At 67.0% G+C, this 22,208-nt stretch carries 22 protein-coding genes and 1 riboswitch; of the genes, 3 read left to right on the top strand and 19 right to left on the bottom strand.

Annotated features, from left to right (window positions below; genetic code table 11):
* Positions 1–13: 13 nt before the first annotated feature.
* The 10 genes from WKW80_RS18080 to WKW80_RS18035 form a co-directional block, all read right to left on the bottom strand.
* Positions 14–502, bottom strand: coding sequence for a YbaK/EbsC family protein (locus WKW80_RS18080; RefSeq protein WP_340364986.1), 489 nt, complete (start codon positions 500–502; stop codon positions 14–16).
* A 140-nt stretch (positions 503–642) separates the two neighbouring features.
* Entirely contained in the window at positions 643–1,563 is a 921-nt protein-coding gene (locus WKW80_RS18075; RefSeq protein WP_340364946.1) for a hydroxymethylglutaryl-CoA lyase, read from the bottom strand.
* A 138-nt stretch (positions 1,564–1,701) separates the two neighbouring features.
* Positions 1,702–2,640: a 2-hydroxyacid dehydrogenase gene (locus WKW80_RS18070; protein WP_340364945.1), complete on the bottom strand. Its 939-nt coding sequence runs from the start codon at positions 2,638–2,640 to the stop codon at positions 1,702–1,704.
* A 26-nt stretch (positions 2,641–2,666) separates the two neighbouring features.
* The gene (locus WKW80_RS18065) at positions 2,667–4,661 is read right to left on the bottom strand and encodes an acetyl/propionyl/methylcrotonyl-CoA carboxylase subunit alpha (protein ID WP_340364944.1); all 1,995 of its coding nucleotides are present in this window, start codon (positions 4,659–4,661) and stop codon (positions 2,667–2,669) included.
* A complete protein-coding gene (locus WKW80_RS18060) occupies positions 4,654–5,325 on the bottom strand; it encodes a DUF4126 domain-containing protein (protein ID WP_340364943.1) in 672 nt (223 codons plus the stop codon). Before WKW80_RS18060 ends, WKW80_RS18065 begins: the two co-directional genes overlap by 8 nt.
* A gap of 40 nt (positions 5,326–5,365) precedes the next feature.
* Positions 5,366–6,172: an enoyl-CoA hydratase/isomerase family protein gene (locus WKW80_RS18055; protein WP_340364942.1), complete on the bottom strand. Its 807-nt coding sequence runs from the start codon at positions 6,170–6,172 to the stop codon at positions 5,366–5,368.
* Positions 6,172–6,681 (bottom strand): DinB family protein, encoded by a 510-nt coding sequence (locus WKW80_RS18050; RefSeq protein WP_340364941.1) that lies wholly within the window; start codon positions 6,679–6,681, stop codon positions 6,172–6,174. Before WKW80_RS18050 ends, WKW80_RS18055 begins: the two co-directional genes overlap by 1 nt.
* 21 nt (positions 6,682–6,702) lie before the next feature.
* Positions 6,703–8,325 (bottom strand): carboxyl transferase domain-containing protein, encoded by a 1,623-nt coding sequence (locus WKW80_RS18045; protein ID WP_340364940.1) that lies wholly within the window; start codon positions 8,323–8,325, stop codon positions 6,703–6,705.
* Between the two features lie 67 nt (positions 8,326–8,392).
* Positions 8,393–10,054 (bottom strand): AMP-binding protein, encoded by a 1,662-nt coding sequence (locus WKW80_RS18040; RefSeq protein WP_340364939.1) that lies wholly within the window; start codon positions 10,052–10,054, stop codon positions 8,393–8,395.
* A gap of 94 nt (positions 10,055–10,148) precedes the next feature.
* On the bottom strand, positions 10,149–11,321 hold the full coding sequence (locus tag WKW80_RS18035) for an isovaleryl-CoA dehydrogenase (protein WP_340364938.1): 1,173 nt from the start codon (positions 11,319–11,321) through the stop codon (positions 10,149–10,151).
* A 130-nt stretch (positions 11,322–11,451) separates the two neighbouring features.
* Here WKW80_RS18035 and WKW80_RS18030 point away from each other — a divergent pair, with 130 nt between their 5' ends.
* Together WKW80_RS18030 and WKW80_RS18025 are read left to right on the top strand one after the other, a co-directional pair.
* Positions 11,452–12,486, top strand: coding sequence for an AraC family transcriptional regulator (locus WKW80_RS18030; RefSeq protein WP_340364937.1), 1,035 nt, complete (start codon positions 11,452–11,454; stop codon positions 12,484–12,486).
* Between the two features lie 81 nt (positions 12,487–12,567).
* Positions 12,568–12,825: a hypothetical protein gene (locus WKW80_RS18025; protein WP_340364936.1), complete on the top strand. Its 258-nt coding sequence runs from the start codon at positions 12,568–12,570 to the stop codon at positions 12,823–12,825.
* Here the strand turns inward: WKW80_RS18025 and WKW80_RS18020 are convergent.
* The 6 genes from WKW80_RS18020 to WKW80_RS17995 form a co-directional block, all read right to left on the bottom strand.
* Positions 12,815–13,291 (bottom strand): hypothetical protein, encoded by a 477-nt coding sequence (locus WKW80_RS18020; RefSeq protein ID WP_340364935.1) that lies wholly within the window; start codon positions 13,289–13,291, stop codon positions 12,815–12,817. The two genes, WKW80_RS18025 and WKW80_RS18020, sit on opposite strands and share 11 nt — an antisense overlap.
* 29 nt (positions 13,292–13,320) lie before the next feature.
* Positions 13,321–13,866, bottom strand: a complete 546-nt coding sequence (locus WKW80_RS18015; RefSeq protein ID WP_340364934.1) for a hypothetical protein — start codon at positions 13,864–13,866, stop codon at positions 13,321–13,323.
* A 173-nt stretch (positions 13,867–14,039) separates the two neighbouring features.
* Positions 14,040–14,552, bottom strand: coding sequence for a CinA family protein (locus tag WKW80_RS18010; RefSeq protein WP_340364933.1), 513 nt, complete (start codon positions 14,550–14,552; stop codon positions 14,040–14,042).
* Between the two features lie 7 nt (positions 14,553–14,559).
* Entirely contained in the window at positions 14,560–15,240 is a 681-nt protein-coding gene (locus WKW80_RS18005) for a glutathione S-transferase family protein (RefSeq protein ID WP_340364932.1), read from the bottom strand.
* A gap of 137 nt (positions 15,241–15,377) precedes the next feature.
* On the bottom strand, positions 15,378–17,273 hold the full coding sequence (thiC, locus tag WKW80_RS18000; RefSeq protein WP_340364931.1) for a phosphomethylpyrimidine synthase ThiC: 1,896 nt from the start codon (positions 17,271–17,273) through the stop codon (positions 15,378–15,380).
* A 74-nt stretch (positions 17,274–17,347) separates the two neighbouring features.
* Positions 17,348–17,456, bottom strand: a riboswitch (TPP riboswitch).
* 54 nt (positions 17,457–17,510) lie between these two features.
* The gene (locus WKW80_RS17995) at positions 17,511–18,554 is read right to left on the bottom strand and encodes an NAD-dependent epimerase/dehydratase family protein (RefSeq protein WP_340364930.1); all 1,044 of its coding nucleotides are present in this window, start codon (positions 18,552–18,554) and stop codon (positions 17,511–17,513) included.
* Between the two features lie 90 nt (positions 18,555–18,644).
* On the opposite strand from WKW80_RS17995, the gene WKW80_RS17990 reads away from it, so the two are divergent.
* Positions 18,645–19,541: a LysR family transcriptional regulator gene (locus WKW80_RS17990; RefSeq protein WP_340364929.1), complete on the top strand. Its 897-nt coding sequence runs from the start codon at positions 18,645–18,647 to the stop codon at positions 19,539–19,541.
* An 18-nt stretch (positions 19,542–19,559) separates the two neighbouring features.
* Here WKW80_RS17990 and WKW80_RS17985 read toward each other — a convergent pair whose 3' ends face one another.
* From WKW80_RS17985 to WKW80_RS17975, 3 genes are read right to left on the bottom strand one after another with little or no spacing between them, the layout of a single operon-like run.
* Positions 19,560–20,258 (bottom strand): HAD family hydrolase, encoded by a 699-nt coding sequence (locus WKW80_RS17985; RefSeq protein ID WP_340364928.1) that lies wholly within the window; start codon positions 20,256–20,258, stop codon positions 19,560–19,562.
* Between the two features lie 40 nt (positions 20,259–20,298).
* Positions 20,299–21,252 carry a rhodanese-like domain-containing protein gene (locus WKW80_RS17980; protein WP_340364927.1) on the bottom strand — a complete coding sequence of 318 codons (954 nt, stop codon included), beginning with the start codon at positions 21,250–21,252 and terminating at the stop codon, positions 20,299–20,301.
* A 24-nt stretch (positions 21,253–21,276) separates the two neighbouring features.
* On the bottom strand, positions 21,277–22,092 hold the full coding sequence (locus WKW80_RS17975; RefSeq protein WP_340364926.1) for a DUF3047 domain-containing protein: 816 nt from the start codon (positions 22,090–22,092) through the stop codon (positions 21,277–21,279).
* Between the last annotated feature and the right edge of the window lie 116 nt (positions 22,093–22,208).

The raw sequence follows: 22,208 nt of genomic DNA, 5'->3' as shown, positions 1-22,208 counted from the left end.
GCGTCCCCTTCGCTCACACCACGTCCGCAACCGGTGCGCCGGTGAGGCGTTCGAGGTCTTGTGGCGCGAGGCGAACCACCGCATGCGGATGGCCCGCGGCGGCCCAGATTTCATCGAAGCGGAACAACTCGCGATCGATCAGCGTGACGGCCGGCGTGGCATGCGCGAACGGCGACACGCCGCCGATCGAGAAGCCCGTCTTCGCCTTTACGAAATCGGCGTCGGCACGGCCGGTCTTGCCGACGATGGCATCGACCTTTTTCTCGCTGACGCGGCGGTCGCCCGATGTGATGACCAGCACGGCGGATTCGTCGCTCTTGCGGCGAAAGATGATGCTCTTGGCGATCTGGCCCAGCGCGATGCCGAGCGCGTCGGCTGCCTGCTGCGCGGTGCGCGCGGCATCGTCGAGCATCTGCGGCGCGTGCGGATGGCCAGCTTGTTGCAACGCGAGGGCGACGCGCTGCACGCCCTCGGGCAGCGAATGAAGCTCAGCGCCGCACATCATGTAGGCCCAGGTGTACGCCCATGGGTACGCCCATGCGTACGCCCATGCTTTCCGCTTCGTGTGCCGCGCTTCTCATTGCATGACCTCCGTGCTTCGAACTGCGGCGCGAGCTTGGTTGGGGCGGCCCGGCACTGCGCTCATGCTGTCCGCTTCGTGCGGATCGCCTTCGACGCGCGCGAGTTCGGCTCGCGCCCGAGCGCCTGGCTGATGTACACGCCGGCGTCGATGAGCTTGTCGAGGTCGATGCCCGTCTCGATGCCCATGCCCTGCAGCATGTAGACCACGTCCTCGGTCGCGACGTTGCCGGTCGCGCCCTTGGCATACGGGCAGCCGCCGAGGCCCGCCGACGAGGTGTCGAACTGCCACACGCCCATCTCCAGGCTGGCCAGCGTGTTGCCCAGCGCCTGGCCGTACGTGTCGTGGTAGTGGCCGGAGACATCGTCGATCCCGTAGTGCGCGAGCGTGGCCTCGATGGCACGCTGCACCTTCACCGGCGTGCCGACGCCGATGGTGTCGGCCACGCCGACGTGCTGCACGCCGATGTCCTTCATGAGCCTTGCAAGCCGGCCCACGGCCTCGGGTGCAATCTCGCCTTCATAAGGGCAGCCGACGGTGCACGACATCGCCCCGCGCACGTAGATGCCTTTGTCGCGCGCGGCCGCGACCACCGGCGCAAACCGCTCGATGCTCTCGGCGATCGAGCAGTTGATGTTCTTCTGGCTGAAGGCCTCGCTGGCCGCACCGAACACCACGATTTCATCGGGCCACTCCTCGCGCGGCGCGGCGATGGCGGCTTCGAAGCCCTTCATGTTGGGCGTGAGCACCGAATAGCGTACGCCGGCCTTGCGCTGGATGCCGTGCATCACCTCGGCGTTGTCGGCCATCTGCGGCACCCACTTGGGGCTGACGAAGCTGGTGACCTCGATCTCTTTCAGGCCCGCATCCTGCAGGCGATGCACCAGGCCGATCTTGACGTCGGCCGGCACGGGTTGTTTTTCGTTCTGCAGGCCGTCGCGCGGGCCGACGTCGACGATCTTGACGCGTGTGGGTAGTTTCATGGTGCGAAGTCTCTGAATGGTTCGGAGGGCGTACGCTCGGGCAACCATACCCGCAACGTGTTGCCCGCATGCGATGACAAGGTACTGGCCAAGCTGCTGACGACCGTGCGCACGATAGCCGCCCTTCCCGCGATTCGCCTAGTAGCCGCGGCCGGCATCGACCACGCCAGGCAAGGTGTCGAAGCTCGCGCCGGCCTCGAGCGCGCGGATCTTCGCGGCGATCTGCGCCACTGACTCTTCGCGCAGCGTGCGCGCCGAGGCATGCGGTGTGACGGTGATCTTCGGATGGCGCCAGAACGGGTGCTCCGGCGCCAGCGGTTCGTCGGTGAACACGTCGAGCGTCGCTCCCGCGAGTTGGTCCGCGTCCAGCAGCGGGATCAGGTCGCCGTCGACCAGGTGCGCGCCGCGCGCCACATTGACGATGTAGCCGCCCGGCTTGCCGCCGTTCAGCTTCAACAGGTGTTCGCGCCGCAGGATGCCGCGTGTCTCGACCGTGAGCGGCAGCAGGCAGACCAGCATGCGGCTGGCGGCCAGGAAGTCGTCGAATCCCTCGTCGCCGGCGAAGCATTGGATGCCATCGATGCGCTTCGGCGTCCGGCTCCAGCCCATCACCGGGAACTCGAACTGCGCAATGGCCTTGCCCACGCGCTCGCCGAGCACGCCGAGGCCCATCACGCCGACCGGGAAGTCGCTGCGCAAACGCGGCCGGCGATAGCTCCAGCGGCCTTCGCGCGCATCGGCCTCGTAGACATCGAATTCGCGGAAGTGGCGGATCAGCGCATGGCAAACATACTCGGCCATTTGCACCGACATGCCCGCATCGTCGAGCCGCACGATGCGCGTTTGCGGCGGCAGGCGCAGCTTGAACAACGCATCGACGCCGGCGCCGATGTTGAACATGCCGCGCAGTTGCCGTTGCTCGTCGAGGAACGACTGCGGCGGCGCCCACACCACCGCATGGTCGGCCATCGGCGCGCCGGGCGTCCATGCCGTGATGTCGGCATCGGGCAACTCGGCACGAAGGCTTTCGACCCAGGGCTCGGGGCGGTTGTCGGTGAGGTAGACGGTGATGCGCATGGGCGCAGCTTACCCAAGCGACCCAGTCACGCCGCCAGGCGCAGCAACTCGTTGCCTTCCGCCACCTGGTCGCCCGGCGCGAACATCAGTTCCTCGACCGTGCCATCCGCGGGGGCGGCGATGGTGTGCTCCATCTTCATGGCCTCCATCACTGCGAGCGGCTGGCCCTTGAGGACCTTGTCGCCCGCCTTGACGGCGAAGGAGACGACCTTGCCGGGCATGGGCGCGGTAAGTCGGCCGCCTTCGGCATGGGTGTCGCCGGCATGCGCGAGGCGGTCGACCGAAAGGATCTTCGTGGCACCTTGCGCCGCGAAGACGTGGGACGTTCCGTCGCGTTCGTAGACGTTCAGCGTGTGGCGTGCGCCGTCGAACTCGACTTCGAAATCGCCGGATGGGAACTGCCCGACCACGAGCGGCCCAGCCACGCCGCCGGCCGCAAGGTGGAAGCTGCCGTCGCGCTTGTAGGTCAGCGACGCCGATACCGCCTCGCCGCGGAACTCGAAATCGAATCGGCGCACATACTCGCCGAGCGCACGGAAGCCATCGCGCCGTGCGAAGGGCTCGGGCATTGCCGCCGGCCATTCTGTGATGCACTGGCGCGTGATGGCCGCCGCGGCTGCAAGCGGCAGGCCGAGCGGCTCACGGTCGAACAGCACGGCGCGCTCGCGCTCGATCAGTGCGGTGTCGAGGTTGGCATTGGCAAACGAGTCGGTGGCGAGGATGCCGCGCAGGAACTGCACGTTGGTCGCCACGCCGACGATGTGCACCTGCGCCAGCGCCGCGTCGAGCCGCGCCAGCGCCTCGGCGCGCGTGCTGCCATGCACGATGAGCTTGGCGATCATCGAGTCGTAGAACGGCGAGATCTCGCCGCCCTCGCGCACGCCGTCGTCGATGCGCACGCGGCTGCGCTGGAACGCGGTGGCCTGCGGCTTGCGGTAGACGTGCAGCGTGCCGGTGGCGGGCAGGAAGTTGTTGTCGGGGTTCTCGGCGCAGATGCGCGCCTCGATCGCGTGGCCGTGAATCTGCAGTTGCTCCTGCTTCAGGGGCAGCGTCTCGCCGGAGGCGACACGCAGTTGCCATTCGACGAGGTCGAGGCCGGTAATGGCTTCGGTCACCGGATGCTCGACCTGCAGGCGCGTGTTCATCTCCATGAAGAAGAAATTCATCGCGCCGCCATCACGCTGCTCGACGATGAATTCGACCGTGCCGGCGCCCACGTAGTTGACGGCCTTGGCCGCGGCGACCGCGGCCGCACCCATTTCCGCGCGCATCGACTCGGTCATGCCGGGCGCGGGCGCTTCCTCCAGCACCTTCTGGTGGCGCCGCTGCACCGAGCAATCGCGCTCGAACAGATAGACGCAGTTGCCGTGCGTGTCGCCGAACACCTGGATCTCGATGTGGCGCGGGCGCTGCACGTACTTCTCGATCAGCACCGCGTCGTCGCCGAAGCTGTTGATCGCCTCGCGCTTGCAGGAGGCCAGCGCTGCCGCGAAGTCTTCGGCCTTGTCGACCGCACGCATACCCTTGCCGCCGCCGCCCGCGCTGGCCTTGATGAGCACCGGGTAGCCGATGCGGTCGGCCTCGCGCTGCAGCAGCGCCGGGTCTTGCTCGCTGCCGTGGTAGCCGGGCACCAGCGGCACGCCGGCCTTTTCCATGAGTTGCTTGGACTCGGCCTTCAGGCCCATGTCCTTGATCGCCGAGGGCGGCGGGCCGATGAAGACCAGGCCGGCGTCGGCGCAGGCTTGCGCGAACTCCTCGTTCTCGCTGAGGAAGCCGTAGCCGGGGTGGATTGCTTCGGCGCCGGTCGCCTTCGCGGCCTCGAGAATCTTCTCCCAGCGCAGGTAGCTGTCCTTCGGCGCGCTGCCGCCGAGGTACACCGACTCGTCGCAGGCCCGCACATGGTTGGCATGCGCGTCGGCATCGGAATACACGGCCACGGTGCGGATCGCCATGCGGCGCGCCGTTGCAGCGACACGGCAAGCAATCTCTCCGCGGTTGGCGATCAGGATCTTCTTAAACATGGGGGTTGTCTTCCGGGGAGGTTTTCTTGAGTTGGAACGCCGGCACGACGCCCGGATCGGGCTTGCCGCTGAAGATGCGCGTTACACGGGCGATGAGCCCGCGCAGGAAGCGCCAGCTCTTGCGAATGAGCCAGACGCTCAGCACCAGCACGAGCACGAACACGACGAAGAACACCAGCGGGTGCGCCACCGCGAGCCACAGGCTGGCGGGCACCATGCTGTCCTCGACCAGCGAGGCGCCGACATTGCTGAAGGGCTCGGGCGAGGTATTGATGGCGGCGCGCGTCGTCGCCTTGGCGGTGTGCGCGGTCGCGGCCAGGCCGCCGCCGATGAGCGCAGCCACCAGCGCCATCGCGGCATGGTCGGCACCGAACACGCCGGCCGCGAGCGCCGCGCCCGCCGGCACGCGGATCACCGTGTGCACCATGTCCCAGAGCGAATCGAGGCCCGGGATCTTGTCGGCGAAGAACTCGACGAACACCATGAAGCCGCTCGCCAGCAGCACCGCCGGATGGGCCAGCAACTGCAGCCCGCCGGGCAGGGGCATCCAGCCGAAGTAGCCCGCCAGGCCCACGAGAAGCACCACGAGGTACAGGCGCACTCCGCTGGCCCAGCCGATGGCACCGGCGAGGGCGAGCAGTTGGGGCATGTCGAGGGTGTTCATCGAGGTGGCTTCGGGTCTTCTGCGTTCGGCTGCCAGTGATTCAGGTTGGCTGCAGCCAGCTTGGCTTGCGCTTCTGCAAGAACGACTGCACGCCTTCGCGGCCCTCTTCGCTGGCACGTATGTCGGCAATGCCGCTCACGGTCTGCGCAACCAGCGCATCGTCGATCTCGCGGCCAGCCACGTCGGCAATCAGCGTCTTGCAGGCGCGCACGGCCGCCGGGCTGGCATTGCACAGCGCCTTGACGAGCTCGTCGACCTTGGCGTCGAGCGCGTCGGCCGCGGCCACTTCATGCACGAGCCCGATGCGATGCGCCTCGGCCGCGGTGAAACGCTCGGCCGTCAGGAAGTAGCGTTGCGCCGCTCGCGTGCCCATCGCGCGCAGCACGTACGGGCTGATGGTCGCGGGGATCAGGCCGATCTTGACTTCGCTGAGGCAGTACCACGCCGTGTCGACGCTCACTGCCATGTCGCAGGCCGCGACCAGTCCCATGCCGCCGGCGTACACGTCGCCCTGCACGCGCGCAACCACAGGCTTGGGGCATTCGTGGATCGCACGCAGCATGGCGGCCAGCCCGCCCGCATCGGCCATGTTCTGCTCGCGCGTGAAGTCCGCGGCACGCCGCATCCAGTTCAGGTTGGCGCCGGCGCAAAAAGCAGGGCCGCGCGCGCCGAGCACGATCACGCGCACCGAAGGCGCCGTGGCGAGCGATGCAAACGCCGCGCTCAGTTCCGCGATGACGACTTCGTCGAAGGCATTGCGCAGATCAGGCCGATTGAGCCAGATGCGCGCCACCGGCCCTTCGGCCTCGACTTCGAGCGTGGTGAATGGAGGTGTTCCGGTCGTCATCAGGTGCGTGCCCTTTGCTGCAGCAGATAGACCCAGTCGAGCTCGGGCCCGGGACGGCCCATGGCAGTGAGCGCGGCCGAAAGCTGGCCGCGATGATGGGTCGCGTGGTTGAAAGCATGGCCGAGCGCGGGCGCAAAGGGAATGCGCACCGACTCGCCGTTGTTGCGGGTGTAGACCAGATCGCCTTCGAAGCGGGCCGCGTCGAGCGTGGCGAGCCAGGGCGACCAGCGCTGGACGGCCGCCGACAGCCCGGCGACCACCGACGCACGTTCGCGATGCAGTTCGGTGTCCAGCGCCAGGCGCAGCGAATGGTTCTCGGCAAAGCGCGCGTACCAGATGTTGTCGGTCACCAGCAGGTGGTTGATCGTGCGATGCACCGAGCCGAAATACAGGCCGCTGTTGCGATGCCACTCGTCGTCGCTGATCGACGCCAGGTTCGAATCGAGCAGCCGCGCCGTGGCCCACGCGTGATAGCGCGCGAGCGAGGCAAAGTATTTCTGGAGCTGCATGGCGATCTCCCGTTTTTGCATTCACATGCGGAACACGCCGAACTTCGGCTCGGGGATCGGCGCATTGCGCGCGGCGGACAGGCCCAGCGCAAGCACGCGGCGCGTGTCGGCCGGATCGATGATGCCGTCGTCCCACAGCCGCGCGGTGGCGTAGTAAGGGTGGCCCTGGTCTTCGTACTGCTGGCGGATCGGCGCCTTGAAGGCTTCTTCCTGTTCGGCGCTCCAGCTACCGCCTTTCAGCTCGATGCCGTCGCGCTTGACGGTGGCCAGCACGCTCGCGGCCTGCTCGCCGCCCATGACGCTGATGCGCGCGTTCGGCCACATCCACAGGAAGCGCGGCGAATAGGCGCGGCCGCACATGCCGTAGTTGCCGGCGCCGAAGCTGCCGCCGATGATGATGGTGAACTTCGGCACGTTGGCTGTGGCCACCGCCGTCACCATCTTGGCGCCGTGGCGCGCAATGCCTTCGTTCTCGTACTTGCGCCCGACCATGAACCCGGTGATGTTCTGCAGGAACACCAGCGGGATCTTGCGCTGGCAGCACAGCTCGATGAAGTGCGCGCCCTTCTGCGCCGACTCCGAGAACAGGATGCCGTTGTTGGCGATGATGCCGACCGGCATGCCTTCGATCTCGGCAAAGCCGCAGACCAGCGTGGCGCCGAAACGGGCCTTGAACTCGTGGAACTCGCTGGCGTCGACGATGCGCGCGATGATCTCGCGCACGTCGAAAGGCTTGCGCGTGTCGGTGGGGATCACGCCATACAGTTCATCGCGCGGGAAGTCCGGCGCGGCCACGCCCGGATGTGGCGCATCGGTCGCGTCCTTGCGGTTGATGTTGGCGATCGCCGATCGCGCGAGCGCCAGCGCATGCAAATCGTTCTGCGCCAGATGATCGACCACGCCCGACAGGCGCGTGTGCACGTCGCCGCCGCCCAGGTCCTCGGCCGTCACGACCTCGCCCGTGGCAGCCTTCACCAGCGGCGGGCCGCCCAGGAAGATGGTGCCCTGGTCCTTCACGATGATCGATTCGTCGCTCATCGCCGGCACATAGGCGCCGCCCGCGGTGCAGGAGCCCATGACCACCGCGATCTGCGGGATGCCCTGCGCGCTCATCTGCGCCTGGTTGTAGAAGATGCGGCCGAAGTGCTCGCGGTCCGGAAAGACCTCGTCCTGGTTCGGCAGGTTGGCGCCGCCCGAGTCGACGAGGTAGATGCAGGGCAGGCGGTTCTGCTCGGCAATCTCTTGCGCGCGCAGGTGCTTCTTGACCGTCATCGGGTAGTAGGTGCCGCCCTTCACCGTCGCGTCGTTGCAGACGATCATGCAGTCGACACCGCTCACGCGGCCGATGCCCGCGATGATGCCCGCGCCGGGGGCCGACTCGACACCCTTGCCGTCGAGGTACATCGCATGCGCGGCCAACGGTGCGACCTCGAGGAACGGCGTGCCGGGGTCGAGCAGCTCCGCGACGCGGTCCCGCGGCAGCAGCTTGCCGCGCGCAGTGTGCTTGGCCCGCGCCGCCTCTCCACCACCGGCCTCGACCTTGGCGAACTGCTTGTGCAGGTCATCGACCAGCGCCCGCATCGCAGCGGCATTGGCCTGGAAGTCGGCGGAGCGGGGGTTGAGTTTGGATTCGAGTTTGGTCATGTGTTTGTGTCAATGCGAGTGCCGGGGACGGAACGATTCTTCTTCGTCAGGCTGTCCGTGTCCGGCTTCATGCCGTCTTCTCCTCGTTCAGCCCGAGCTCATCCTTCATCGCATCGCGAATCTTGAACTTCTGGATCTTGCCGGTCACCGTCATGGGGAACTCCGGGACGAAGCGTATGTATTTCGGCACCTTGTAGTGCGCGATCTGGCCCTTGCAGAATTCGCGCACCTCTTCTTCGCTCACGGTCTGGCCGGGCTTGGACACGATCCATGCGCAAAGCTCCTCGCCGTACTTCTTGTCGGGCAGGCCGACGACCTGCACGTCCTGCACCTTCGGATGGCGGTACAGGAATTCCTCGATCTCGCGCGGGTAGATGTTCTCGCCGCCGCGAATCACCAGGTCCTTGATGCGGCCGACGATGTTGACGTAGCCCTGGTCGTCCATCGTGGCCAGGTCGCCGGTGTGCATCCAATGCTCGTCGTCGATGGCCTCGCGGGTCTTCGGCTCGTCTTCCCAGTAGCCGTGCATCACCGAGTAGCCGCGCGTGCAGAACTCGCCCGACTGGCCGCGAGGCACGATGGCGCCGGTCGCGGGGTCGACTATCTTGATGTCGAGGTGCGGCTGAACCGTGCCGACCGTGGAGACACGCTTGGCCAGCGGCGTGTCCGTGCTGCTCTGGCAGCTCACCGGACTGGTCTCGGTCATGCCGTAGGCAATGGTGATCTCGCGCAGGTGCATCTGCTCGACCACGTGCTTCATCACCTCGGTCGGGCACGGCGAGCCGGCCATGATGCCGGTGCGCAGGCTCGACAAGTCGAACTCCTTGAAGCGCGGATGGTCGAGCTCGGCGATGAACATGGTGGGCACGCCGTGCAGCCCGGTGCACTTCTCGGCCTGCACCGTTTCAAGCACGGTGAGCGGGTCGAAGCCGTCGTTGGGGTACACGATGGTCGATCCGTGCGTGATGCACGCCAGGTTGCCCAGCACCATGCCGAAGCAGTGATAAAGCGGCACGGGAATGCAGAGCCGGTCCGCCGGCGTGAGCTTCATGCACTCGCCGATGAAGAAGCCGTTGTTCAGGATGTTTCGGTGCGTCAGCGTCGCGCCCTTGGGGAAGCCGGTGGTGCCGCTGGTGAACTGGATGTTGATCGGATCCGTGGCCTTCAGCGTCTTGTCGATCCGGGCGATGCGCGCGTCGGCCGGATCGCCGTTCGCCAGCAGTTGCGAGAAGCGCTGCATGCCGTCCCGATCGCCTTCGCCGGGCTTGTCGATCCATGCGGTGTGCTGCAGCAGCGGCAGCTTCTTCGGGCCGAGTTCGCGCAGCATGCCGAGGTAGTCGCTGGTCTTGAACTGCGCCATCGTCACCAACGCCTTGCAGCCGACCTTGTTGAGCGCGTATTCGACTTCCGACGTGCGATAGGCCGGGTTGATGTTGACGAGGATCAGGCCGATCTTCGCGGTCGCGAGTTGCATCAGTACCCAGGGCGCGTTGTTGTGCGACCAGATGCCGACGCGGTCGCCCGGGTTCAAGCCCAGGTTCAGCAGTGCACTGGCGAGGCGGTTCGATTCGGTCTGCAGTTCGCGGTAGGTGAAGCGCAGGCCTTCGTGGCGGCTCACAAGCGCCTCACGGTCCGGCTGCTTCGCGACCATGCCGTCGAAGAAGGCGCCGATGGTCTGTTCGATCAACGGCACGTCGGTGGCGCCGTGTGCGATGCTCGGTTCACTCATCTGTTGTCTCTCCTGGTCTTTCGCCACAAGGGCCGGTTGAACGCGCGATTCCCTTACCCCAACCCTCTCCGGGCGGGAGAGGGAGCCAATAGCGTCATGCAGTCTCGGCGAAGAGCTCGCGCCCGATCAGCATGCGACGGACTTCGCTGGTGCCCGCGCCGATCTCGTACAGCTTCGCGTCACGCCACAGGCGCTCCACCGGGAAGTCCTTGGTGTAGCCGACGCCGCCCAGCGTCTGGATCGCCTCGCCGGCCATCCACGTCGCCTTCTCGGCCGAATAGAGAATCGCGCCGGCCGCGTCCTTGCGGAAGGTGCGCGCATGGTCGTTGCGATCGCAGGCTTTGCCCACCGCGTACACGTACGCCCGTGTCGCCTGCCAGGTCGAGTACATGTCGGCCAGCTTGCCCTGCATCAGCTGGAACTCGCCGATGCTCTGGCCGAACTGCTTGCGCTCGTGGATGTACGGCAGCACCGCGTCCATGCACGCGGCCATGATGCCGAGCGGCCCGCCCGACAGCACGGCGCGCTCGTAGTCGAGGCCGCTCATCAGCACCTTGGCGCCCATGCCCTCGCCGCCGAGCACGTTTTCTTCCGGCACTTCGCAGTTGTCGAAGAACAGCGGATAGGTGTTGGAGCCGCGCATGCCGAGCTTGTCGAGCTTGGTGCCAGCCGAGAAGCCCTTGAAGTTCTTCTCGACGATGAAGGCGGTCATGCCGCGAGCGCCCATCTCGGGCTCGGTCTTGGCATAGATGACCAGCGTGTCGGCATCGCCGCCGTTGGTGATCCACATCTTGCCGCCGTTGAGCACGAAGTAGCCGCTTTTCTTCTCGGCCTTGAGCTTCATGCTCACCACGTCGGAACCCGCGTTGGGTTCGCTCATAGCCAGCGCGCCCACATGCTCGCCGCTGACCAGCTTGGGCAGGTATTTCTTCTTCTGCGCATCGGTGCCGTTGCGGTGGATCTGGTTCACGCACAGGTTGGAGTGCGCGCCGTACGACAGGCCCACCGACGCCGAGGCGCGCGAGACTTCTTCCATCGCCACGATGTGCGCGAGATAGCCGAGCTGCGTGCCGCCGTACTCCTCCTTCACCGTCATGCCGTGCAGGCCGAGGTCACCGAGCTTCTTCCACAGGTCGCGCGGGAACAGGTTGTCGCGGTCGATGTCTGCCGCGCGCGGCGCGATCTCGTGGGCGGCGAAGTCCTGGATGGCATCGCGCAGCGAATCGATGGTGTCGCCCAGGTCGAAGTTCAGGCCGGGATCGTGCATGGGATTTTGTCTCCTCAAGGGTGTCCAGAGCGCCGCGGGTCGGCGCGCGCAGATCCGCAGCTTACGCCCAGAGCCGGCGCAAATGGCGCCACAATGGTTGCAAATTGCGCCACCTGATTCGCAACGCACCATGTCATCGACACACCTTCTTCCTGCCGGCCGTGCGGCCACGCCGATGGCCTTCGTCAAAGCGATCACGCTGGGTTATCAACGTCATGGCGTCGACCCCGCCGCCGCACTCCGCGCGGCACACATTGCGCCGCGCGATGTGAACAAGCCACAAGCTCGCGTCACCGCCGCCCAGTTCGAAGCGCTCAATGCCCATGCGATGCAGGAACTCGACGACGAGGCGCTCGGCTGGTTCTCGCGGAAATTGCCATGGGGCACCTACGGCATGCTGTGCCGTGCCTCCCTGGGCTCGCCCGACCTCGGCGTGGCCGTCAAGCGCTGGTGCCGGCATTACCGGCTGCTCACCGAAGACATCCTGCTCGATCTGCAGGTGACCGGCGGCGTGGCGACGCTGGCCATCACCGAGCAGCGCGAGCTGGGAGCGTTCCGCGAGTTCTGCCTGGTCTCGAACCTGCGCTTCCTCCATGGCTACGCCTGCTGGGCCATCGACTCGCGCATCCCGCTGCGCGAGGCCAGTTTTCCGTTCGACGCGCCGCTGCATCGCGACGCCTACCCGCTGATGTTCGGCGGCGAGTTGCGCTTTGGCGCGGCCCGTGCCGGCTACAGCTTCGACGCGCGCTACCTGGCCTTGCCGCTGCAGCGCGACGAGCGCGCCTTGCGCACCATGCTCAAGCGCGCGCTGCCGCTGACCGTGCTGCAGTACCGACGCGATCGCCTCCTGGGCCAACGGGTGCGCGAGCTGATGCGCGCGCGGCCCGCCGAAGCCATCCATGCCGAGGCGCTCGCCGCCCTGCTCAACATCTCCACGCGCACGCTGCATCGGCAACTCAATGAGGAAGGCGTGTCGCTGCAGGCGCTGAAAGACGAGGTGCGCAAGGACCAGGCCATCGACCAGCTGCGCCGCACCACGCGGCCTATCAAGCAGGTCGCGCTGGCCGTAGGCTTTCGCAACGAAAAGAGCTTTTCGCGGGCATTCCGGGAGTGGACAGGCGAGTCGCCGGGGGCGCTGCGGCGCCGCTCGGTTGGCGAAGGGTGAATAGCCCGGCCGCTCTCATGCAGACGCCTCCCGCCGCAAAATGGCCATCTTCACCGTCTTTTCTCCGAAGGAGGACTCGCGATGACCATCCAGATCGGCACCCTCTGCTACGTCGACAGCAGCTGCGAGGCCAGCCCCGCCACACGCGGCGCGGTCGGGCGAATCGTCGAAGTGGTGTCTGCCCCCTACGAGGCACCGGACCTGAGCTACCTGCCGGGCACCTACTACGACGTCGCCTTCGAAGGCTGGACCTACTTCTGCCGCAGCGACAAGCTGCACCCGATCTCCGACCCGGGCGCGGACGTCGGCGAGTGGTACGCGGAATCGCTCACAGCTTGACCTGATCCGTCGCCAGCAAGCCACCGAGCCCGGCCTTGCCTTCCACCCGGAGCTTGTCGCCCGGCTGCAGTGTCGCGGCCAGGGCCTGCGGCACGCACAGGTCGAACGAGAACTCCGAGTAGCCAGCCAGATCCACGCCGGCGTCCTTCTGGCATGTCACGTTGCTTGCACGAACGCTGTCTACGGTCACCACTTCGCTGGCATGCGGATAGTCCCCGAGGTCGACGCAAACATTGGGGATTCCCAGCACCAACCTGGCCACTATGAAATACAGCGCGAGGGGCACCACGACGATGCGTGGCCCCTTGATCAACCTGTCGCGTTGCCCGAGCTTCAGCACCAGCCAGGCCAGCGGCAGGGACAGCAAGGCTGAGTACTTCCAGGCCAGGTCCGAGAGGAAGTCGCCAGCCAGGAATGGCGCAATCCTGCTGACGTAGACGGTGACAGCCAGTACGACCGCCAGCAATGCCGTGACGGCCAGCCTGGCACCGGTGTTCAGAGCTTCACCTGCCGCAGCACGAGCAGTCCGCCAAGACCGGCCTTGCCTTCCAGGCGAAGCTTGTCGCCTGCGATCAGCGTCTGGGCGAGCGACTGCGGCACGCAGAGTTCGAACGAGACCGGCGAGTAATCCGCCAACTCCACGTGCGCCTGCCTGCCGCAGGTCGGGCTGTTTTCCTCCACCTGCGACACCGACACGATCTCGCTGGCGCGCGGATAGCCGCTGAAGTTCACGATGAGGTCGGGGATGAAGAGCACCAGTTGCGCAAAGGCAAAGTACACGACGAACGGAAGGATGACGAGGTACGGCCCGGGCGGCACATGCTTGCCCTTGTTGCCCTCCAGCAGCAGGTAGGCGAGCGGGATGGACAGCAGCGCCGAGTACTTCCATGCCAGCGCCGACAGGAAGGCACCCGGCAGGAAGGGTGGCAGCGTGCTGCCGTAGAGAAGGCCTGCGACGATCAGAACACCGCAGGCCAGCAAGGCTATTTTTTGAGATGTCGTCGGTTCGACGTGCGAGGAAGCAGCGGCAGTGGATGTCATGCAATCAGTGGAACGGGCCGAGAGGTCGGCCCTGGCATTTAGCTCGCGGACCATACAGCGCAAGCCTTGAGGGAAGCTGACCAGACCGGTCCGTCGAGCACGCCGAAAACATTCCGACTCGCGGTGCGGAGAACGTGCCGTCAACAACGCTCCCCAAACGCAATTTCCCTGCTTCAGGTCGACGCCGAACCCTGCAGCACTTCGTCGAACAGCAAGAGCAATTGCCGCGCGAACACATCCATGTTGGCGGCGCGATCCGTGTCACCGGTTTCGATGGTCCGGGCCCTGGTCGTCGCGCCGACCACCGCCACGCACACGTGGCCCGGCGCGTCGCCGTACGGACTGCCGAGGGGGCCGGCTGCGCCGCTTTCGGCAATCCCCCATGTCGCGTGAAGCGTGTCGCGCATGCGGCCGGCGATGAACGTGGCATACGGCTCCGTCTCCGCGCGCATGTGGGCCATGTCGTCCTGTGTCACGCCAAGCAGGTTCCTGCCGGCCCGACGCGAGTAGACGACCGCCCCGCCAAGGAAGAACGCCGACGCGCCGGGTATGGCCAGCAACGCCGCCGACACGAGGCCGCCCGCGGAAGACTCCGCCACGGCCACCCGCTGGCCACGCTCCCGCAATATCGCGCCCACGCGCGCGGCGAGGTCGGCAAGCGGCGGCAGTTCGTCAGTGCGCGGCATACCTGCGTCAGGTCGGTTTCAACACCGCGGAGGAATCCGGCGACACGCCTTGCGCCACCGCGGCCGCGTGCTGCGCCGCCATCGCGCGCAGGTAGCCCGGCCGTTGCTGCAGCCGCTGCCAGTACCTCGCCACGCCCGGCGGAAAACGTGGGCACAGGCCGATGTCGTTGGCCAGCATCAGTGCATAGCCGACCGACACGTCGGCAGCCGTGAAACGGCCGGCGCACAGCCATTCGTTGTTCGCGAGCACGGCGTCGATGCCGCGCAGCCGCGAGAGGAACCACTTGGCATAGTCGTCTGCCGCCTGCGCCAGGCGGCGCTCCGGCCGCTCGAAGTAGCCGTAGCGCAGCACGATGGTCAGGGGAAAGGTCAGCGTCGCCTCGCCGTGATGCAGCCAGTTCAGCCAGGCACCGAAAGCCGGATCGTCGGCGCGCACCTGCAGGCCCGTGCGGTTGCCCGGATCGCAGCGCGCCGAGAGGTATTGGCACATCGCGGCCGATTCGGTCATCCGCGTGTCGCCGTCGACGAGCAATGGCACGGTGCCCAGCGGATTGATCTCCAGGTAGGGCTTCGCCAGCACGCGCGGCGGAAAGGGAAGCATGCGCAGCTCGTACTCCGCGCCCAGTTCCTCGAGCGTCCACAGCGGACGGAACGAGCGGGCGCTCGTGCAGTGGTGAAGAACGATCATCGCCGCAGTCTAGGCGCACCGGTGGCCTGCACGTAACCCCGGGCAAGCACGGGTGGTTGCGCGCGCCTCCACCGAGGCCGGCGGGCCGTGGCCGAAGGCGCGGCCAGGTGGTGCGCCCGACGCCATGGCCGACGCTGTCAGGCGCCGCTGCGGATCGGGATGTAGATCTCGCCGCCGCCGGCCTTGAATGCCGCCGACTTGTCGACCATGCCCGCGGCCAGCGCGGCGTCTTCGGCCAGCCCCTTCGCCGCGGCGTACTCGCGCACCTCCTGCGTGATCTTCATCGAGCAGAACTTCGGCCCGCACATCGAGCAGAAGTGCGCCGTCTTGCTCGCGTCCTTGGGCAGCGTCTCGTCGTGGAAGTCGCGCGCCGTGTCGGGGTCGAGGCCGAGGTTGAACTGGTCCTGCCAGCGAAACTCGAAGCGCGCCTTGCTCAATGCGTCATCGCGCGAGCGCGCACCCGGATGGCCCTTGGCAACGTCGGCCGCGTGCGCCGCGATCTTGTACGCGATGATCCCCTGCTTCACGTCATCGCGGTCCGGCAGGCCGAGGTGTTCCTTGGGCGTGACGTAGCAGAGCATCGCGGTGCCGGCCCAGCCGATCATCGCGGCGCCGATCGCGCTGGCGATGTGGTCGTAGCCCGGTGCGATGTCGATGGTCAGCGGGCCGAGCGTGTAGAACGGCGCCTCGTGGCAGGTCTTCAACTGCTCATCCATGTTGGCCTGGATCAAGTGCATCGGCACGTGGCCCGGTCCTTCGATCATGGTCTGCACGTCATGCTTCCACGCGACCTGCGTGAGTTCGCCGAGCGTGCGCAACTCGGCAAACTGCGCCTCGTCGTTGGCATCGGCACCCGAGCCCGGGCGCAGGCCGTCGCCGAGCGAGAAGCTCACGTCGTACGCCTTCATGATGTCGCAGATGTCCTCGAAGTGCGTGTAGAGGAAGCTCTCCTTGTGATGCGCGATGCACCACTTGGCCATGATCGAGCCGCCCCGCGAGACGATGCCGGTCATGCGGTTCGCGGTGAGATGGATGAAGGGCAGGCGCAGCCCCGCATGGATGGTGAAGTAGTCGACCCCCTGCTCCGCCTGCTCGATCAGCGTGTCGCGATAGATCTCCCAGGTGAGGTCTTCCGCCACGCCGCCCACTTTCTCCAGTGCCTGGTAGATCGGCACCGTGCCGATCGGCACCGGCGAGTTGCGCACGATCCAGTCGCGCGTCGTGTGGATGTTCTTGCCGGTGGAAAGGTCCATCACGTTGTCCGCGCCCCAGCGGATCGCCCACACGAGCTTCTCGACTTCTTCCTCGATGCTCGAGGTGACCGCCGAGTTGCCGATGTTGGCGTTGATCTTCACCCTGAAGTTGCGCCCGATCGCCATCGGCTCGACCTCGGGATGATTGATGTTGGCCGGGATGATCGCGCGGCCGCGCGCCACCTCGTCGCGCACGAACTCGGGCGTGATGATCTGCGGAATGCGTGCGCCCATCGGGTTGCCGGCGACGCGTCGCGCGCGCTCGTCGTTGTCGAGGTACTCGGCCATCCACTCGCGTTTTCCGTTCTCGCGCAGCGCCACGTATTCCATCTCGGGCGTGACGATGCCGCGGCGCGCGTAGTGCATCTGGGTGATGTTCGCGCCGCTCCTGGCACGGCGCGGCGTGCGTTGCAATGCCGAGGCTTCCGCGCGCAGTTGCGCTATGCGCTCGCCTTCCTTGTCGGACATGCGTTCTTCATGCTTCACGCCGTCGTCCAGCGCCGCGCGCAGGCGGCCGTCGTAGCTTTCGGTATCGCCGCGCTCGGCAACCCATGCGGCGCGCACGCTGGGCAATCCATGCCGCACATCGATGTCGACCGTGGCATCGGTGTACGGCCCCGAGGTGTCGTAGAGCGACACCACCTCGCCATTGGTCAGGGCCACGTCACGCACGGGCACGCGCAGGTCGGGCCGGCTGCCGGTGATGGCGGACTTGGTGGAAGCGGGGAAGGGCTCGCGCGTCAGTGTGAGCAACGAGGCAAACTTGTCGACTGCATTCATGGGGGCACTCCTGGGTTGATGAGGGTGCTCCGCAATCGCCCGACAGACCCGAGGCCGCGGCGGACCTCTGGATCGAATCAAACTGCAGCTCTTCTTCCGCCGGTACTAACCGGTTCAAGTTCGCGGGTTCGGTTGCCTGACAACCATCTCAGCACGCTCATGCGTGTACCCCGGAGCGAGGCGGATTCTAGGCGCGACCAGCGTCGACTGCGCAAAGAATCGTTGCGCCGATTTGTGTCAGGAGGTGAGCACGCGCCGAACACCATCCGCGCCCACGCCGGCGGCGCGCGAGCGGTCGCCGGGCATGCAGCCCTGGCCGGCCAGCGTCGTCTCAACCGCCCGGTCGAGCGGCGTGTGCGGCTCGCTGCCCAGCACCGCCACGAGGCGCGCGTTCGACAGGCGCAACGGCATGCGCCACAGGTAGCGCATCTCCATGAGTTCGCGAAACATCGGCACGAAGGGCTGCGCCAAGCGAATGAGCCACCAGGGGAAGCGCCTTGACTCCGGCGCGCGGTCGCCCAACGCACGCCGGATGGCGTCGATCATCTTCGTGCCGTCGGCATCCCAATGGCCGTCCATATGGAAGGTCTCGAAGGCGCCCAGTGCTTCCGATCGCTCGACCAATCGCACCATGGTCTCCGCGACATCGGGCAGATAGGCCCACTGGTGGCCGATGCCCGCGTCGCCGGGATAGCTGATCGCGGCTGGAACCTGCCCGGGCTTGACCAGGCCTTGCGCAAACCAGTTGTTGCCGGCGTTCGGCCCGAAGAAATCGCCGGCCCGCACCACCAGCGAGCGGATGCCCTCCTGCGCGACTTCGCGCAGCCGTGCTTCCATCTGCACGCGGATCTTGCCCTTGCGGGTGGTCGGCCGCTGCGGCGCGCTTTCGACCACATCGTGCCCTGCACAGAGCACGTCCGGTCCGTAGTTGTAGACCGTGCCCGGCAAGAGAATGCGGGCGCCCGAGGCGCGGGCCGCGGCGATGGTGCTCTCGAGCATCGGCAGGACCAGCGTTTCCCAGTTGCGATAGCCCGGCGGATTGACCGCGTGAACGATCAGCGCCGCGCCACGCGCCGCCGCGACGACGCTGCCCGCGTCCATCGCGTCTCCACGCAGCCATTCCGGTTGCGGCACGCCGTCCGCGCGCCACTGCGCCGCCCCCTTCGCCGGATCGCGGGCCAGGCCGCGAACCTGCCAGCCGCGCCGCAGCAGCGTCGCCGCGACCTCCCCGCCGACACCGCCGGTTGCGCCGAGCACCAATGCAAATCCCTTGTTCGCCATGACCAACTCCTGTGTGTGAAGGCTCGATTCTTGTGGCAAGCGGGGATCGACACAATTGGCCAAAGCAGTCGATCGGCTAGTATGAAATGTATGAGCCTCGACACCACCGGCTGGGAGAACCAGCGCGCCTTTCTTGCCGTGCTGCGCGAAGGCAGCCTCTCCGCCGCCGCGCGCGCGCTCGGTGTTGCACAGCCGACCGTGCGGCGCCGTCTCGACGCGCTGGAGCGCTCGGTCGGCGTGGCGTTGTTCACGCGCTCGCCTGGTGGCCTCTCGCCCACCGACGCAGCGCACGAACTGGCCGCGCATGCCGAAACCATGGCGGCTGCCGCCGATGCCTTTTCGCGCGCTGCGTCGGGGGGCGCCGATACGATGTCGGGCGTGGTGCGCATCAGCGCCAGCGTCGTGATCGGCGCGCTCGTGTTGCCCCAGATGCTGGCGGGCTTGCGCGACGCACATCCCGGCGTGGTGTTCGAACTGAGCCTGACGGACAAGACGGAGGACCTGCTGCGGCACGAGGCCGACATCGCGATCCGCATGGTGCAGCCGACGCAGGCGGCGATCGTGGCCACGCGCGTCGGCCGGGTCGAGCTCGGGATGTTCGCGACGGCCGAATTCCTCGAGCGGCACGGAACGCCGCAATGCCTTCAGGACCTGAGCCGCTTCGCCATGATCGGCCCCGACCGCAATACGAACGACCTGCGCGCATTGCGCGGTAGCGGGATCGACTGGCGCCGCGGCATGTCCGTCTGCCGCACCGACAACCACCTGGCGCAGCTCGGCGCCATTCACGCAGGCCTGGGCATCGGCATCTGCCAGAAGGCACTGGCGGCGCGCAACCCGGCGCTGAGGCAGGTGCTGCCGGGCGCGCTCGCCGCGGGACTCGACACCTGGGTCACCATGCACGAAGACTTGCGCCGGGTGCGGCGCATTCGCGCCACCTTCGCGCACCTGGTCGAACAGCTCACCCAGTACTGCGCGCTGGCCTGAAAAACTGCGACAGGCCGCTCAACCCGGCTGCGGCCCGGAGCGCCAGCCTGCAAGCAGTGCCGGCAAATGCGCCATGTCGACGAACACCTGGCACGCACCGGTGGCGCGCAGCGCGTCGGCGCTGCTGTGGCTGAGGCCACCGGGGCTATAGCCGAACACCGTGGCGCCAGCGGCAACACCGGCGGCGGCGCCCGTCACGGTGTCCTCGATCACCGCGCAGCGGGACGGGACAACGCCGAGCGCCGCGGCAGCCGCAAGGTAGACGTCGGGATAAGGCTTGCTGCGCGGCGTCTCGTGCCCGCTGAAGATACGCCCGTCGAATGCGTCGAGCAGGCCAACCTTGTCGAGTTGCAACCGCACCTTGCCACGGTCCGCCCCCGACGCGCAGGCGATACGGCCCTGCAGCGTGGCATGCAGCGCGCGCACCGCCGCAAGGGCACCCGGCACTTCGAGCAGGTCGCGATCGAGCGCCTCGTTGCGACGCGCCTGGAAACCCTTGAGCCATTCGGGCGTGATTGCCACGCCGGTCTTCTGCTGAATGAGCGCGGCTTCGTCCTTCACCGCCTTGCCCACGAAGGTGCGCATGCATTCGTCGAGCGTGAGCGCCCAGCCCAGTTCCTCGAGCATGTCGCGCAGCACGCCGTTGGTGATCGGTTCGGAGTCGACCAGCACGCCATCGCAGTCGAAAAGCACGGCGTCAAATGGGAATTGGGGCATGCGCCGATCCTATCAACGGCGCCCGCCCTGCAGCACGGATTCAGGCCGGCACCGCGTCCGCTTGCGGCAACGCCGCGGCCGCCTCGGCGGCGACCCACGCGTCCAGGCCACCTCGCAGCACGCGCACCCTCGGCAGGCCGGCGGCGATCAACAGGCGCGCACCGGCAAGCGCCGACGCGTCATCAGGACAATCGCAGAACACCACCAGTTCGCGCCCATCCGCGAGCGGCCCCAGCCCCTTCGGCAAGTGCTTGAGTTCAATGCCGACCGCGCCCGGAATGACCCGTGTGTCCAGCGCGCGCGCCGCTGCGCCGCGCACATCGATCACCGTGGGTGCGCTGCCGCTCGCCAGCGCCGCGCGCAGGACGTCGACCGCAATGTGCTCGATGTCATTCGCCACCTGCGCAGCCCGGCGCACCCGGTAGCGCCATCCGATGAACACCAGCAGCAGCGCGGCGCAGATCACTGCAGCGGTGATGCCGATCTGCGACAGCACGGCGAGCACGTCCTTGATGGCCGAATGAAAGACGCAGCCGACCAGCAGGAAGCCCAGCCCCCAGATCAACGCACCCGCCGTTTCGTACGCCAGGAAGCGCAGGTTCGACATACCCAGTGCGCCGGCCATGGGCGGCGCCACCACCGACACACCCGGCACGAACTTGGCCGCGATCAGCGAGAGACCGCCCCAGCGGCCGAGAATCGATTCGCTGCGCTGCACGCACGAATCGGCCGACAGGGAGATCCGGCACAGCAGCCGCATCACCCGATAGCCCCAGCGCCGCCCGGCCAGGAACCATGCGCCATCGCCGAGGATGTTGCCGACCACGGACGCGGCCACCACCGCCGTGAACGAGATCTGTCCGCCTACCGACAGCCCGCCCGCCACGATGAGAAACGGCACCGCCGGCACCGGCGCGCCCAGCCGTGCCGCGAGCGTGGCAACAAACACTACGAGGGGGCCCTGACTGGCGAGGAGCGAGACGAGATCGTTCATGAGCGGATGGAAAGTTGTTCGAGGCTATTCCGCCGGCTTCGTGCCGGCAATCTCCACGGGCGTGGTGCCCTTCAGGTCGATGTCCGAGAAGAAGGACAGCCCGCGACTCTGCGTGTTGTCCGAATCGGCCGCGACCGCGACTGCCGCCACATCCGGCACCGTGGTACCCGCCTCGCGACCGAAGGCGCGCCGGAAGTCCTCGAGCACATTGCGCTTTTCCGACACCCAGCCGCCAGCCGCGGATGTGGGGCCGGACTCGAGCACCAGCATTTGCATGCGGTTGGTGAACGCATTCACGAACTGGCTGCCCTTCGGCTCCTTGATATCCCAGACGTAGCAGAGGATTTCAGTCGGCACATCCTCACCGCTCACTGCGCGCGCCAATTTCAGCTGGGCGCGCTCCGTGACCGAGAGCTGGCTGGCCGGCAGGTTGAAGAACACGCAGAGCTTGGCCGCGCCGTCGTCGCCGGCCTTTACATGCAGGTCGGCGCCCTGCACGAACTGCTCCACACGCCAGCGCCAGGTCAGCGTGGGCTCACGCTGCAAGGGCATATGCGTGCGGTGGACCAGCGTTCCGTAGGACTTGTCGGATTCCACCCTGAGCACACGCTGGTTACCCTGCTGCACGACCTCGAATTTCGTTGGCACCTTGTTCGGCAACCCGCTGAAGTGCCAGGGCGCGGGCGGCTGGTCGCCTGTCGCGCTCGAAAACGCGCGGATCGATTCTTCAGTCTGCGCCTGCGCCACCGGCACTGCGAGGCACAACGCCGCTGCAAGGGCCGGCCATGGCGGCCGCTGCTGCTGCACTCCGGGACGCGCGTATTTTTCTCTTGTGGACATCGGATGTGCCTTTCGAGTCTTGCTGCAAGGTGGCCCACGCAGGCGCACAGTACGCCCGCAACATGGCCTTGCAGTGTGCCGCTTGTCGCGCGCCAGATAAATACTTCAAGTGGAAT

It is taken from the genome of Variovorax humicola, assembly GCF_037889915.1.
Classification (GTDB): Bacteria; Pseudomonadota; Gammaproteobacteria; order Burkholderiales; family Burkholderiaceae_C; genus Variovorax; species Variovorax humicola.
Note: the sequence above shows the minus strand (reverse complement) of the source record. Positions and strands in the feature narration are given on the sequence as shown.

What these genes read in the sequence shown, in the direction of transcription:
- WKW80_RS18080 (WP_340364986.1), bottom strand. Translation starts at nt 502, where the DNA reads ATGTGCGGCGCTGAGCTTCATTCGCTGCCCGAGGGCGTGCAGCGCGTC.
- WKW80_RS18075 (WP_340364946.1), bottom strand. Translation starts at nt 1,563, where the DNA reads ATGAAACTACCCACACGCGTCAAGATCGTCGACGTCGGCCCGCGCGAC.
- WKW80_RS18070 (WP_340364945.1), bottom strand. Translation starts at nt 2,640, where the DNA reads ATGCGCATCACCGTCTACCTCACCGACAACCGCCCCGAGCCCTGGGTC.
- WKW80_RS18065 (WP_340364944.1), bottom strand. Translation starts at nt 4,661, where the DNA reads ATGTTTAAGAAGATCCTGATCGCCAACCGCGGAGAGATTGCTTGCCGT.
- WKW80_RS18060 (WP_340364943.1), bottom strand. Translation starts at nt 5,325, where the DNA reads ATGAACACCCTCGACATGCCCCAACTGCTCGCCCTCGCCGGTGCCATC.
- WKW80_RS18055 (WP_340364942.1), bottom strand. Translation starts at nt 6,172, where the DNA reads ATGACGACCGGAACACCTCCATTCACCACGCTCGAAGTCGAGGCCGAA.
- WKW80_RS18050 (WP_340364941.1), bottom strand. Translation starts at nt 6,681, where the DNA reads ATGCAGCTCCAGAAATACTTTGCCTCGCTCGCGCGCTATCACGCGTGG.
- WKW80_RS18045 (WP_340364940.1), bottom strand. Translation starts at nt 8,325, where the DNA reads ATGACCAAACTCGAATCCAAACTCAACCCCCGCTCCGCCGACTTCCAG.
- WKW80_RS18040 (WP_340364939.1), bottom strand. Translation starts at nt 10,054, where the DNA reads ATGAGTGAACCGAGCATCGCACACGGCGCCACCGACGTGCCGTTGATC.
- WKW80_RS18035 (WP_340364938.1), bottom strand. Translation starts at nt 11,321, where the DNA reads ATGCACGATCCCGGCCTGAACTTCGACCTGGGCGACACCATCGATTCG.
- WKW80_RS18030 (WP_340364937.1), top strand. Translation starts at nt 11,452, where the DNA reads ATGTCATCGACACACCTTCTTCCTGCCGGCCGTGCGGCCACGCCGATG.
- WKW80_RS18025 (WP_340364936.1), top strand. Translation starts at nt 12,568, where the DNA reads ATGACCATCCAGATCGGCACCCTCTGCTACGTCGACAGCAGCTGCGAG.
- WKW80_RS18015 (WP_340364934.1), bottom strand. Translation starts at nt 13,866, where the DNA reads ATGACATCCACTGCCGCTGCTTCCTCGCACGTCGAACCGACGACATCT.
- WKW80_RS18010 (WP_340364933.1), bottom strand. Translation starts at nt 14,552, where the DNA reads ATGCCGCGCACTGACGAACTGCCGCCGCTTGCCGACCTCGCCGCGCGC.
- WKW80_RS18005 (WP_340364932.1), bottom strand. Translation starts at nt 15,240, where the DNA reads ATGATCGTTCTTCACCACTGCACGAGCGCCCGCTCGTTCCGTCCGCTG.
- thiC (WP_340364931.1), bottom strand. Translation starts at nt 17,273, where the DNA reads ATGAATGCAGTCGACAAGTTTGCCTCGTTGCTCACACTGACGCGCGAG.
- WKW80_RS17995 (WP_340364930.1), bottom strand. Translation starts at nt 18,554, where the DNA reads ATGGCGAACAAGGGATTTGCATTGGTGCTCGGCGCAACCGGCGGTGTC.
- WKW80_RS17990 (WP_340364929.1), top strand. Translation starts at nt 18,645, where the DNA reads ATGAGCCTCGACACCACCGGCTGGGAGAACCAGCGCGCCTTTCTTGCC.
- WKW80_RS17985 (WP_340364928.1), bottom strand. Translation starts at nt 20,258, where the DNA reads ATGCCCCAATTCCCATTTGACGCCGTGCTTTTCGACTGCGATGGCGTG.
- WKW80_RS17980 (WP_340364927.1), bottom strand. Translation starts at nt 21,252, where the DNA reads ATGAACGATCTCGTCTCGCTCCTCGCCAGTCAGGGCCCCCTCGTAGTG.
- WKW80_RS17975 (WP_340364926.1), bottom strand. Translation starts at nt 22,092, where the DNA reads ATGTCCACAAGAGAAAAATACGCGCGTCCCGGAGTGCAGCAGCAGCGG.